Below are 12,379 nucleotides of genomic sequence, written 5' to 3'. Positions count from 1 at the left end.
ACTGGATCGCCCGGTCGAGCCGGGCGATGACAGCGGGGGCGTGGCGAGTGGTAGCCGTATTCGCACTCCTCCTCGCCTTCGCCTTCCCAGCCTTCGCCGACGTCGCCGTCCCGCAGCTCACCGGCCGTGTCGTCGACCAGACCGGCACGCTCTCCAGCGGCGATATCGCTTCGCTGACGCAAAAGCTGCGCGACTTCGAGACGCGCAAGGGCAGCCAGATCGCCGTCCTGATCGTGCCGACGACGGATCCGGAGACGATCGAGCAATTCTCGATCCGCGTCGCGGAGGCCTGGAAGGTCGGCCGCAAGAAGGTCGATGACGGCGCGATCCTCGTCGTGGCCAAGAACGACCGGCATTTGCGCATCGAGGTCGGCTACGGCCTCGAAGGCGCACTCACCGACGTCACCTCGCGGCGCATCATCGACGAGGTCATCACGCCGAAATTCAGGGACGGCGATTTCGCCGGCGGCATTTCCGCCGGCGCCGACCGGATGATCCGCATCATCGATGGCGAGCCGCTGCCGGTTCCCTCGCGCAGCGTGAATTTTGGCAATCTGGACGACATCGGCCCGCTTCTCCCGGTCACGCTGTTCGGCTCGCTCGTCATCGGCGGCTTCCTGCGCACGCTGCTCGGACGGTTGCTGGGCTCGGCCGCGACCGGCGGCCTGATCGCCGTGCTGGCGCTGCTCTTGATCGGATCGGGCGGGATTGCCTTGCTCGCCGGGATCATCGGCTTTGTCCTGTCCTTCATCGCCGATCTCTTCCCGGCGTCGACGGGACGATCGCGTGGCGGCTCGTGGTCGAGCGGCTCCTCGTCCGGCGGCTGGAGCAGCGGCTCGTCGTCCAGCGGCAGCTTCAGCGGCGGTGGTGGCAGCTTTGGTGGCGGTGGCGCCTCGGGGAGCTGGTAATCATGAGCCTCAAACGCATCACCCGGCATCTCCTGCAACATCATTGGCGTGCCAAGCGGGTGTTTCCGCAAGCCGTGCTGGCCCGCATCGAGCAGGCCATCCGTCAGGGCGAGGCCACGCATTCCGGCCAAATCCGCTTCGTCGTCGAAGGCGCGCTCGACGGCGGCCCGCTGTTCCGCAACCAGCCGGCGCGCGAGCGCGCGCTCGACGTGTTCTCGCAACTGCGGATCTGGGACACCGCACACAACAACGGCGTCCTGATCTATCTCCTGCTCGCCGACCGCGATGTCGAGATCATCGCCGACCGCGGTATCGACGCGAAGGTGGGTGCTGCGGGATGGGAAACCATCTGCCGCGCCATGGAGGCGGAGTTCAGATCGGGCCAGTTCGAGCACGGCGTGATCCGCGGCATCGCGGCGGTGTCGGGCGAACTTGCGAGGCACTTTCCGCCGGGCGGTCCGCATCGCAACGAGCTGCCGGATGCGCCAGTGGTGATGTAGCCTCGCTGGAGCCGCCCACTCCGTCATTGCGAGCGCAGCGAAGCAATCCAGAATCCCTCCGCGGAGACAGTCTGGATTGCTTCGTCGCAAGGGCTCCTCGCAATGACGGGGCTGGCGGTGGTGCTCAGCCCTTCAATCATCCAGCTTGTTCAAATCCCGCACCGACTGCATGATCGGCTCGAAATTCGAGCGCGCGTCCAGCGCGTCGAACAATTGCGCGGTGTCCTCCAGCAGGCCATGCGACCGCGCGATCGCGATGCGGACGTCCTCTTGCGGCGTGTCGGACAGCCGTCCATGGCCGGATAGCAAGATCTTTGAATCCAGTCCCTTCAGCCGCTCCAGCGACTGGATGTAGTCGGAGATGCTGCCCGAGCCGAACACGCCGCCCATCACGCCGCCGGGCATCAAGGTGTCGGCGGCGAACAGCAGGCCCTTGTCCTGGTCGAACAGCGTGATGCAGGCCGAGGTGTGGCCCGGCGTGTACATCACGTTGAGACGGAAATTGCCGAGGTCGATCAGATTGCCTTCCTCGAGCCAGATGTCGATGTTGATTGGAACGTTCGGCTCGTTGAACATCTTGCGCAGCATCGAGAAATCGTCGCGCAGCATGATCTTGTTGGCAGCGAGGCGATGGGCGGCGACGAAGGTGCGGCGCTCGTTGAAGTGCCAGGCGGCGCCGATATGATCGAGATGCTCGTGGCTCAGCACCACCATGTCGATCTTTTCCGGCGGACAGCCGGCGAAGGTGAGGCACTCGACCATCGCCGGATAGTTCGAGGACAGCCCGACATCGATCAGGATGGTGCGTGCCGAGCCGCGCACGAGATAGGCGTTGGCGGCGCGGTTGGTGAAGCGGATCTGGTAGACGTCGTCCGTCGCCTGGATCAGCGAGCAGATGTCGTTCTTCATCAGCACCGGAAAGGCCGTCGGCTTGCGGTCGCTCATGATTGCGCCGCCCGGTAGGTGACGGCGTTGGACGCGCGCAATCGTTTCGAAAGCGCATCCATCACCATCAGCGCGAACGCCGGCTGCTGGCTGACGAGGTAGACGAAGCGGGCGTGGTTGATCCGCATCACCTTCGTGTTCGGTACTGAGGCGATCGCGGTCGCCGAGCGCGCCGAGCCGTCGATCACGGCCATCTCGCCGAAGAACTCGCCCTTGCCGAGCTTGATGATGCTGGTCTTGCTGGTGCCGTTCATCTTGGCGATCTCGACCTCGCCGTCGAGCACGACGAACAGCTCGCGGCCGGTCGAGCCCTCCTCGAAGATGACGTCATCGACACCAAACACGTTGATGCATTTCTCGATCGTCATGGCACTCCCTGGCCTTCTGGCTGACGGGATGGGCCATGTTAGCCGGTGAGCCGTCACAGGCAAACAACCGGTTTGCCGGGCCCGTTGCTCCGCCGTTCATCTTCCCCCGATTACAATTTGTTTCACGCCCGCCACACCGGTTCCACTTTCCCGGCCCAATTCGGCCCCGGATGACTTCCTAAAATTTCGGTAAGCGGGTCCCGAGGTAAGGATTTCGCAAGCAATGAAAGTTACCAAAAGGTCAATCCAGACTGGAGTATTTGAGCCGTGAGCGAACCAATGGCTGAGCAGGCTGCCCAAGAGACCGGTGAACAGACGAGCGTCGTCGACGCCGCCGCGACCGCGCCGCAGGCCGTCGAGGCTGCCGGGATCGAGGCTCCCTCGATCGCCCCCGACCACGAGGCGCCGCCCAAGCCCGATCCGGTCAAGGTCGAGCCGCCAAAGATCGAGGCCAAGGTTGAGCCCAAAGCCGAGACCAAGCCCGAGCCGAAGCCCGGCAAGCTCATCGTCATGGCACCGTCAGAGCGCTCCTGGGACCGCGAAGAGTTTGCCCCGCACGTGAAGACGGACGAGCCGCGCGAGACCGGTGGCAAGCGCCGCCTGTCGGCGATGGCCGCCGTGGTGGCGATCGCCGCCAGCGTCGGCGCCATCAGCGGCGCGCTGGCGACCGCCGGGATGATGCACTTCGCGGCGCCCGCGCCGGCGCAGGTCGCTGACACCAGCGCACTGGATGCTTCTGTCGCCCGGATCGATGCCGATGTCGTCGCGCTGAAGGCGAATGTCGAGCACACCTCCAAGACCGGCCTTGGCCAGTTCAACCGGACCAACGACCGTCTCGACAAGCTCGAGAAGGCGCAAGCCGAGCCGATGGCCAAGATCGCAAAACTGTCCGAGACCGTGGACAAGCTCCGCGCCACCCCGCCGGCTGCCCCTGCGCAGGCCGCCGCCGCGGCGCCCAAGGAGACCACCGGCTCGATCGCACCGGCCCAGGTTGCGACCGCTGCCGCCGCACCGGCTCCGGCACCCGCCGCGCCCAGGACCGAGGTCGGCCGTCTGCCGACAATCGAGGGCTGGAGGCTGCGTAGCGCCGCCAATGGCGGTGCGCTGATCGAGGGCCGTGACGGCCTCTACGAAGTTTATCCCGGCGACCCCATCCCCGGGGTCGGTCGCGTCGATGCGATCCGCCGCCAGGACGGCCGCATGGTCGTCGTCACCAGCAAGGGTTTGATCGTCGGGCGCTGAGCTGTCGACATTCGACTTTCGAAGAGGCGCTTCACCACCATGTGAAGCGCCTTTTTGCTTGAATAGATATCCCCGCGCGGTGTTACCTCAGGCATGAGCCGCGTGTTGCGAATTCTCCTTGCTGTCGTCGTATTCATCGGCGGCGTCACGTCGCTTTTCGCCGCGGAGAACGCGCAGCTGACGCGCGGCACCGCGATCACCGATCCCGATGTCCTGCGCAAGCTCGACCAGAACGATGTGCTGACGATCTCGCGGCTGCTTTGGCCGGAGCGCAACGCGAACTTTCCGCTCACGACCGATCTGCTGTTCTCCTCGCTGCCGCAGCTTGCGCCAATTCCGCCGGCGATCGATGCGGAGTTCGATCGCTATGTCGCGCAGCAGAAGGCGACATGGCCGACGGAGACCATCGGCGTCGGCGAAGGTTTTGACCTGCAGTTGTTCGACCGGGCCAATCTTAAATCCCCCAAGACGCGTTTCGTCCTGACCGGCATCGTCAACCGCATGGACCGGGCCTATGTCTCGGAAGAGTCCTGCGGCGAGATCCGGCTGATCTACCGGTTGGCGCGCTTCGACGTCGGTCCGGATGGAGCCAAGACGGCGACGCGCCTGCCGATGACGTTCAACCTGGTGATGAAGGCGCGCGATGCGCGGCAGATGGATGCCAGCGGCCAGCCCGTCACTTGCGCCGAGGTCGCGCGGCGCTGGCTTGGCAATGGCGACTGGCAGGGGCTGATCGGTGGTGGCTTCTTCCCATACGATGCGATGCTCGACCGCATCGAGACCAATATCCAGATCTCCATTGCGCCGAAATCGGCGCTGCACGATTTCCGTTCGGACTATCTGCTCAAGGTGTTCAAGTACGACGCCGCCACAAAGACGTTCGAGGAATCGACGCTGGAGAACCAGATCGATCGTCACAGGATCATTGCCGACAATGATCTCCGGCACGATTTTAGGGACTGGCTGCTCGCGCCCGAGCATCTGCGCGAGTTCGATCGCGGCACGGTACTGATCCCCGAGAAATTTCTGGCCAAGGCCGCGGTGGTGCCGACGCCGGCGGGCCTCGATGCTTCGGCCTTGCAGCCGGAATTCGGCATGATGCAGGGAGAAGGCAAGGGCGATCCCGTCTTCACCGACAACGACGTGGTCGGTGCGCTGAAGCAGGCGGCTGCGCGCGGGGACATGCAGAACATCCGCTCGGTGGCGGGCTTCCAGCGCCGTCTCAACGACGTCACCTGCGCCGGCTGCCACCAGACCCGCGGCATCGGCGGCTTCCATTTTCCGGGCGTGGATTGGCTGGCGGACAAGCCGTCCAATTCCACCATCGTGCCGGCCTCGCCGCATTTTGTCGGCGACCAGGTCCGTCGCCGCGACATCCTGACCGCGTTCGCCGCGGGCAAACGCCCTGATTTCTCACGCGGATTTGCCAGCCGGCCGCAGACCCGCGGCAGCCGGGAGCTCGTCGGCACCGAATATCAGGACGGCTGGGGCGCGCATTGTTCTTTGCAGGATGCGGGATCGGAATCGGGCGACAGGAGTTTCATGTCATGGAGCTGTGCTAAAGGTCTCGCCTGTCAGGCTGCCGCGGCCTCGCGCCGCATCGGCATGTGCTTCATCAAGACGCGTTAGCAAGAAAACCGATTTGGATGACCCATGACGGATACAAGCGACGCCAACAAGGAGCGCAATCTCGAGATTGCGCGCAATGAGGAAGCCAAGCAGGTCGCCGGCAGCGTTCGCGTCAGCACCTGGGCAGTTGCGGTCGTGGTGATCGTCGGCGGGATCCTGTTCACGCTCGGCTGGCTGGCGCTGCGGTAGCGGCGCTCTCACTTCGTGTAGTTCGTCATCCGCTGTCCCGGCAGCAGCTCATAGGCCGGTTTCCAGCCGGGCAGTGCGGCCATGCGGCCGAGCCAGGCGTGGATGGCGGGATGGCTCACCGCGAAATCAAAACCGTGCTCGTCGCTCGGGTAGTGCAGATAAGCCATCATCGAGATGTCGGCGACCGTCGGCTCGGCACCGATCGCGAAGGTATTGTGCTGCAGATGGCCGTCGAGAATGCCGAGGAAGTCCTCGAGCCGCCGGCGGAAATGCTTCAGCACCTGCGGATCGTTCTTCTCGGTGAAGGCGCGCATGAAGCGGTAGGTCGCCATGTAGCCGGTGAGCTTGTGGTTGTCCCAGAACAGCCAGCGCAGCAGCTCGAAGTTTTCCTCCGCCGTCTCGGCGCCGAAACGGCCGTACTGATCGGCGAGCTTGAGCAGGAGCGGCGCGGTCTGCGTCATCTTCACGCCGTCGACCTCGAGCACGGGAATCTCGCCCATCTCGTTGACGGCCTTGCGCCACTCCGCCGTGCGCGTGACGCCGCGGCCAAAGTCGGTCCACACCGGCTCGAACGTCTCGCCGCAAAGCGTCAGCATCAGCGCCAGCTTGTAGCTGTTGCCGGATTCGGGGAAGTAGTGCAGGCGGTAGCTGGGCATGGGACCTCACGCGGCGGGATGCAGACGTGAGGTTATAGCGAGATCGTTCGACATCGTCATTGCGAGCGCAGCGAAGCAATCCAGAAATGCATCCGCGGTGGGATTCTGGATTGCTTCGTCGCTTCGTTCCTCGCAATGACGGAATGTGTGGCGCCGCCTTACCCCACAGCCCCCGACCCCCGCAGCTGCTTGATCGCCTGCTCGTCGTATCCCGCCCCGCGCAAAATCTCGTCACTGTGCTCGCCGACGCCGGGCGGTTTGCGTGGCTGCACCTTCCTGGCGCCGTCGATCCAGATCGGGCTGGAGATGGTCAGCATGGTGTCGTTCTCGAACGGCACCAGCACCTCGTTGTCGAGCATCTGCTTGTCGTTCGGGATGTCGTCGAGAATGCCGACGATGCCGAATACGAGGCCGTTGCCGTCGAGGATTTTTCGCCATTCGGCGAGATCCCTGGTCGCGAAGGTCTCGTCGAAAATCTTGATCAGCTCGACCGAGCGGGCGTGGCGGTCGGGTTTGGTGGCGAAGCGCGGATCGGTGATGAGGTCTTCGCGTCCCAGGCACTTGGCCAGCGTCGGAAACTGCTTCTCCTCGCTGAGCAGCGACAGGATCAGCCAGCGGCCGTCCTTGCACTGATAGTGATTGGCGACCGCGTTCAGCGCGCGCTCGCGCGGGCGCCGCTCGGCGAACTTGGCGCCGCAGAGCTTGGCCTGCGCCAGCACGCTCGCCGCCCACACGCCGTTCGCCATCAGATTGGAGGCGACATGCGAGCCCTTGCCGGTCTTCTCGCGCTGATACAACGCGGTGACGATGGCGCCATAGAACGCCATGGCGCAGGGATGGTCGCCCATGCCGGCGACCGAGCGGGCCGGCGTCGTGTCAGTGTCGGCGCGGACGAGGTCCATCAGGCCGGAGCGCGCCCAATAGGCGTTGCTGTCGAAGCCGGGCTTGTTGGCCTCCTCGCCCTTTTCGCCATAACCGGTGAACGAGGCGTAGATCAGCCGGTCGTTGAGATGGGCGAGATGGTCATAGGTGATGCCGAGCTTGGCGCGCACCGGCGGCGGCATGTTGGTGATGAAGACGTCGGCCTCCTCGACCAGCTTGTAGAGCACGGCCTGCGCCTCCGGCTTTGCGAGGTCGAGCGCGATGCTCTTCTTGTTGCGGGCCTCCAGCAGCCAGGCGAAATTGTGCTCGCTGCTCGGATAGCCTGGAATGTTGGGCAGATTGCGGTAGGGGTCGCCGGCGCCGGGCGGCTCGATCTTGACGACGTCGGCGCCGAAATCCGACAGCACGGTCGCAGCGGCAGGGGCGGCGATGAAGCTCGCGCAGTCCAGAACCTTGAGCCCTGCAAAAATGCCCTTTTCCATCGCGGCGTCGCTCCCTTGGTCTTGTTGTTTCCGCGCGCTGGAATTGGCGCGGGCCAGATCATGGAAGCATTAGACCGATGTTTTGCCGGGATGCAACGGCACCAGGCGCAGGGCTTCACTCCTCTCCCGCAAGCAAGGCGGCGTTGCCGCCGGCTGCGGCTGTGTTGATCGTCACGGTCTGCTCGGTCGCAAACCGCGCGAGATAATGCGGGCCGCCGGCCTTGGGGCCGGTTCCGGACAGGCCGTTGCCGCCGAATGGCTGCACGCCGACCACGGCGCCGATCATGTTACGGTTGACGTAGATGTTGCCGACCTGGACCCGGTCGATGATGGCCTCGACGGTGTCGTCGATGCGGGAGTGGACGCCGAGCGTGAGGCCGTAGCCGGTGCGCTCGATCGCTTGCAGCACGCGTTCGAGATTCTCGGCACGGTAGCGCACGACATGGAGGATCGGCCCGAAGACTTCCTCGGTGAGCTGGCCTGCGTCCTTGAGCTCGAAAATGTGGGGCGCGACGAAACAGCCCTGCGGCGCGGAGCCGGCAAAGTGCAGCCGCGCCTCGCTCTTCATCCGCACGATATGCGCATCGAGGCGCTGCTTGGCCTCCTGATCGATCACCGGGCCGACATGGGTCGCGACATCGTTTGCATCACCGATCTTCAGCTCCCGCGCTGCGCCCGCGATCATCTCGATCATGCGCTCGGCGACGTCCTCCTGCACGAACAGGAGCCGCAGCGCCGAGCAGCGCTGGCCGGCGGAACGGAACGCGGAGGTCACGACGTCGTCGGCGACCTGCTCGGGCAGCGCGGTGGCATCCGCGATCATGGCGTTGATGCCGCCGGTCTCCGCGATCAGCGGCACGATCGGCCCGTCCTTGGCGGCGAGCGTCCGGTTGATCGCCCGCGCGACCTCGGTCGAGCCGGTGAAGACGACACCGGCGATATCCCGGTGCGCGGTCAGGACCGCGCCGATGCTTCCGTCGCCGGTGACCAGATGCAGCGCGCTCTTTGGGATACCGGCCTCGTGCAGCAGGGCCACGGCCTCGCGCGCGATGCGCGGGGTCTGCTCGGCAGGCTTGGCCACCACGCTGTTGCCGGCCATCAGCGCCGCCGTGACCTGGCCGAGGAAGATCGCCAGCGGAAAATTCCACGGCGAGATCGCTGCGAACACGCCGCGGCCGCGCATGGCGAGCGCGTTGCTCTCGCCGGTCGGGCCGGGCATCGCCGTCTCGCCGCCGAACAATTTTCGGCCCTGCGCGGCATAGTAGCGGCAGAAGTCGGCGGCCTCGCGCAGCTCCGACAAGGCATCGTCGAGTGTCTTGCCGCCCTCGCGCTGCAAGAGCGCGATGAAACGGGCGCTGCGGCTCTCCAGGAGATGCGCGGCCTGCTCCAGCGCCGCCGCGCGCACCGCTGCAGGCGTCCGGCTCCAGGCGGCAAAGCCCGCGCGTGCCGCAGCGATTGCTGCATTGGCCTGATCCGGCATTGCTTCGGTGATCGGCTTGAGGTCAGCCGCCCCGGCCCTGACGTCGGTCAGCAACTGATCGAGCGCGGCGCGCGCGCCGAATTCGACGCCGCGCGAATTGCGCCGTTCCGGCCCGAACAGATCGCCCGGTAGCGGCATCTTGGGATGGGCCGCTTGTTGCGGCCGGACAATGGCATCCGCCGGACGCTGCAGCAGCGCCGTAACAGGCACGCGATAATCGGCGGCCTGCGCCACGAAGGAAGAGTTGGCGCCGTTCTCCAGCAGACGCCGCACCAGATAGGCAAGCAAATCGCGATGGCTGCCGACCGGCGCATAGGTGCGGTAGGCGATATCAGGATGATCCTTGGCGAGCTGCTCGTAGAGCGCTTCGCCCATGCCATGCAGGCGCTGGAATTCGAAACCGCTATTGTCCCCCGCCATTTCCAGCACGGTGGCGACCGTCAGCGCATTATGGGTTGCGAATTGCGGGAAGATGCGCGGCCGCAAGGCGAGCAGTTTTGCCGCGCAGGCGACGTAGTTCAGATCCGTCATCGCCTTGCGGGTGAACACGGGATAGCCGTCGAGCCCGCGCTCCTGCGCGCGCTTGATCTCGGTGTCCCAATAGGCGCCCTTGACCAGTCGCACCATCAGCTTGCGGTCATGCGCTCGCGCCAGCGCATCGACATAGTCGATCACCGCGCCGGCGCGCTTCTGATAGGCCTGGATCGCAAGCCCAAATCCGTCCCAGCCTTTGAGCGAGGCATCGGCGAGCGTCGCCGCGATCACGTCGAGCGACAGCTCCAGCCGGTCGGCCTCCTCGGCATCGATGGTGAAGTTGAGATCATGCGCCTTGGCGCGCTGCGCGAGGTCCAGCAGCAGCGGCACCAGTTCACGCATCACACGCTCGCGGCTGATCGCCTCGAAGCGCGGATGCAGCGCCGAGAGCTTGACGGAGATGCCGGGCCGGTCGGGCAGGGGATGGTTGCCTGCGGCCTTGCCGATCGTCAGAATCGCGCTCGCATAGGCGTCGAAATAGCGCTTGGCATCGGCGGCCGTACGCGCGCCTTCGCCGAGCATGTCGAAGGAGTAGCGCGTTTTCTGGCCGGAGCGCGGTTTCCCCCGCTCGAGCGCCTGCTCGATGGTCTCGCCCAGCACGAAATGATTGCCCATCAGCCGCATCGCCTGGCGAGTGGCGGTGCGCACCGCCGGCGCGCCGAGCCGCTTCACCAGGCGGCCGATGGTGCCGTCGGGCGTCTCGCCAGGCTGGATCACCCGCGCCGACAGGCCGAGCGCCCAGGCCGAGGCGTTGACCAGGAAGGCCGTGGACTTGGTCTCGTGACGGATGAAGTCGCCCTCGCCGAGCTTGTCCTCGATGAACTGGTCGGCGGTGCGGGCATCAGGCACGCGCAGCAGCGCTTCGGCCAGCACCATCAACGCCAGCCCTTCCTTGGTCGAGAGCGCGAACTCCCGCAGCATGTCCTCGACCCCACCGAACCGATCGTCGCGCTTGCGGATCGCCTCGATCAGCCGCGTTGCGGTGCGGTCGATCCGTGCCTCCTGTGCGGGAGCCAGATGCGAAGCCGGCAGGAGCCGCGCAGCGATCTCGGCATCATCGGGTGCGTAGAGGGCGGTGAAGGGAGGCGGAATGTTCGGCATGGCGTGTCCTGTGATCGAAACTCAGGATAAATCCCGCGGTACCGTAGTTCGATAGACAATTTAGCAAATTTGCCTTAGAAAATGAAGGCAGAGATCAATTTGGCCAAGTAAAATATGGAACTCGATCGGATCGACCGGAGAATCCTCTCGATTTTGCAGGAGGATGGGCGAATCGCCAATGTCGAACTCGCCGAACGCATCGGTCTGTCGCCGACGTCGATCGGCGAGCGGCTGAAGCGGTTGCAGCGCGAGGGCTTCGTCGAAGGCTACGGCGCGCGGCTCAATCCGCACCGGCTTGGCCTCGGTCTTCTGGTGTTTGTCGAGGTGCTGCTCGACAAGACCACGCCCGACAATTTCGAGCGCTTCGCGCGCGCGGTGAAACTCGCGCCTGAAGTGCTGGAGTGTCACATGGTTGCCGGCGGCTTCGACTATCTTGTGAAGGCGCGGCTTGCCGACATGACGGCGTATCGGCGCTTCCTCGGCGAGACCCTGCTGTCGATGCCGGGCGTGCGCGAGACGCGGACCTATGCGGTGATGGAGGAGATCAAGCGCGACGCACCGTTGCCGGTGGGCTAGGGAAGTGCCGTCGCGATTGTCATTGCTGTGGCGTTGAACGAGCGGTCTTCGCGGGAAAAATAGCTATCCGTGTGCAGTCGCAACGCCTGTCGTCGAATGCACTGGCCGTCTTCTAAATTTTCTTGGCCTCGCTCCCGGAGATGATCCGGGAGGCAGCGAAACGCTGGCGGGCTTATACTTTGAGGTTTTCTGCGGAAGTCTTGCCCCGGTTTGCGATCTCTTCGTATTCAACCGTCTGTCCCTCGTTGAGGGTGGACAGACCGGCCTTCTGCACTGCCGAGATATGCACGAACACATCCTTGCCCCCCGACGCAGGCTGGATAAATCCATAACCCTTCGTCGGGTTGAACCACTTGACCGTACCTTTAGCCATCACGACTTCTCCGCGGGTCTTCCTCCAAGATCTCGAACCGCCAGTCCCCGCCAACCGGCCGGTTCGGTCCTAACAGGATACGCGGATTGTGGCAGGCTTGGTAGCTCAAACCACATCAGCCTTTCGCCGAATTCCGCTCAACTTCGCGGCGTTTTTACCGGTTTTGCCCGTTTCGCGGTCAATTGGCCCGCACGTCGTCAATACGTCGTGGCCAGATAATCGACGATCTTGCCGACATCGGCATCGTCGATCGGCGCGCCGTAGACCTTGATCATCTTGGTCACCTCGGCCTGCCAGAAGCCCTTCTTGTCCTTCATCGGCGGCTGCGTGTTGATGTAGTCGGCCGAGTGGCAGGCGCTGCAATTGCCCTGCACCACCTCGAGATTGGGCCCGGGCTTGAACGCGGCGACCTCATCGGGCGTCTTGTAATTGACCGGCGCTGCAAGGGCTGAACCCACGACGGTGGCGAAGGCGAGTGAGACGGCGAGGAGAACGGTGCGCTGCATGATCATTC

Annotated in this window: 13 protein-coding genes; 6 read left to right on the top strand and 7 right to left on the bottom strand. The window is 64.7% G+C overall.

The genetic code is table 11. The features are described from left to right. Positions 1-26: 26 nt before the first annotated feature. Positions 27-908: a TPM domain-containing protein gene (locus AC1RR3_RS01870; protein ID WP_492818767.1), complete on the top strand. Its 882-nt coding sequence runs from the start codon at positions 27-29 to the stop codon at positions 906-908. A gap of 2 nt (positions 909-910) precedes the next feature. Continuing rightward, positions 911-1,408, top strand: coding sequence for a TPM domain-containing protein (locus AC1RR3_RS01865; protein ID WP_492818765.1), 498 nt, complete (start codon positions 911-913; stop codon positions 1,406-1,408). A gap of 132 nt (positions 1,409-1,540) precedes the next feature. Here the strand turns inward: AC1RR3_RS01865 and AC1RR3_RS01860 are convergent, their stop codons facing one another. Together AC1RR3_RS01860 and AC1RR3_RS01855 are read right to left on the bottom strand one after the other, a co-directional pair. Next, positions 1,541-2,353 (bottom strand): MBL fold metallo-hydrolase, encoded by an 813-nt coding sequence (locus AC1RR3_RS01860; protein ID WP_492818763.1) that lies wholly within the window; start codon positions 2,351-2,353, stop codon positions 1,541-1,543. Continuing rightward, positions 2,350-2,721 carry a Crp/Fnr family transcriptional regulator gene (locus tag AC1RR3_RS01855; RefSeq protein ID WP_492818761.1) on the bottom strand — a complete coding sequence of 124 codons (372 nt, stop codon included), beginning with the start codon at positions 2,719-2,721 and terminating at the stop codon, positions 2,350-2,352. Before AC1RR3_RS01855 ends, AC1RR3_RS01860 begins: the two co-directional genes overlap by 4 nt. A gap of 279 nt (positions 2,722-3,000) precedes the next feature. Here AC1RR3_RS01855 and AC1RR3_RS01850 point away from each other — a divergent pair, with 279 nt between their 5' ends. From AC1RR3_RS01850 to AC1RR3_RS01840, 3 genes are all read left to right on the top strand, one after another. Continuing rightward, positions 3,001-3,963 (top strand): hypothetical protein, encoded by a 963-nt coding sequence (locus AC1RR3_RS01850; RefSeq protein ID WP_492818759.1) that lies wholly within the window; start codon positions 3,001-3,003, stop codon positions 3,961-3,963. A gap of 93 nt (positions 3,964-4,056) precedes the next feature. Further along, the gene (locus AC1RR3_RS01845; RefSeq protein ID WP_492818757.1) at positions 4,057-5,592 is read left to right on the top strand and encodes a hypothetical protein; all 1,536 of its coding nucleotides are present in this window, start codon (positions 4,057-4,059) and stop codon (positions 5,590-5,592) included. Positions 5,593-5,616: 24 nt separating this feature from the next. Beyond that, a complete protein-coding gene (locus AC1RR3_RS01840) occupies positions 5,617-5,781 on the top strand; it encodes a hypothetical protein (RefSeq protein ID WP_492818755.1) in 165 nt (54 codons plus the stop codon). Between the two features lie 8 nt (positions 5,782-5,789). Here AC1RR3_RS01840 and AC1RR3_RS01835 read toward each other — a convergent pair whose 3' ends face one another. The 3 genes from AC1RR3_RS01835 to putA form a co-directional block, all read right to left on the bottom strand. Then, positions 5,790-6,437, bottom strand: coding sequence for a glutathione S-transferase family protein (locus AC1RR3_RS01835; RefSeq protein WP_492818753.1), 648 nt, complete (start codon positions 6,435-6,437; stop codon positions 5,790-5,792). Between the two features lie 158 nt (positions 6,438-6,595). Further along, positions 6,596-7,801 (bottom strand): CaiB/BaiF CoA transferase family protein, encoded by a 1,206-nt coding sequence (locus tag AC1RR3_RS01830; protein WP_492818751.1) that lies wholly within the window; start codon positions 7,799-7,801, stop codon positions 6,596-6,598. A gap of 115 nt (positions 7,802-7,916) precedes the next feature. After that, positions 7,917-10,916, bottom strand: coding sequence for a bifunctional proline dehydrogenase/L-glutamate gamma-semialdehyde dehydrogenase PutA (gene putA / locus AC1RR3_RS01825; protein WP_492818749.1), 3,000 nt, complete (start codon positions 10,914-10,916; stop codon positions 7,917-7,919). A 114-nt stretch (positions 10,917-11,030) separates the two neighbouring features. Here putA and AC1RR3_RS01820 point away from each other — a divergent pair, with 114 nt between their 5' ends. Then, positions 11,031-11,492, top strand: coding sequence for an Lrp/AsnC ligand binding domain-containing protein (locus tag AC1RR3_RS01820; RefSeq protein ID WP_122401136.1), 462 nt, complete (start codon positions 11,031-11,033; stop codon positions 11,490-11,492). 172 nt (positions 11,493-11,664) lie between these two features. Here the strand turns inward: AC1RR3_RS01820 and AC1RR3_RS01815 are convergent, their stop codons facing one another. Both AC1RR3_RS01815 and sorB read right to left on the bottom strand, forming a co-directional pair. Beyond that, positions 11,665-11,865, bottom strand: coding sequence for a cold-shock protein (locus AC1RR3_RS01815; protein ID WP_008563500.1), 201 nt, complete (start codon positions 11,863-11,865; stop codon positions 11,665-11,667). A gap of 197 nt (positions 11,866-12,062) precedes the next feature. Next, positions 12,063-12,371 (bottom strand): SorB family sulfite dehydrogenase c-type cytochrome subunit, encoded by a 309-nt coding sequence (sorB, locus tag AC1RR3_RS01810; RefSeq protein WP_492818743.1) that lies wholly within the window; start codon positions 12,369-12,371, stop codon positions 12,063-12,065. Positions 12,372-12,379 lie beyond the last annotated feature (8 nt).

Source organism: Bradyrhizobium sp. GW821-FHT13H05, assembly GCF_058804065.1.
This window is presented reverse-complemented; position numbering and strand designations above follow the sequence as displayed.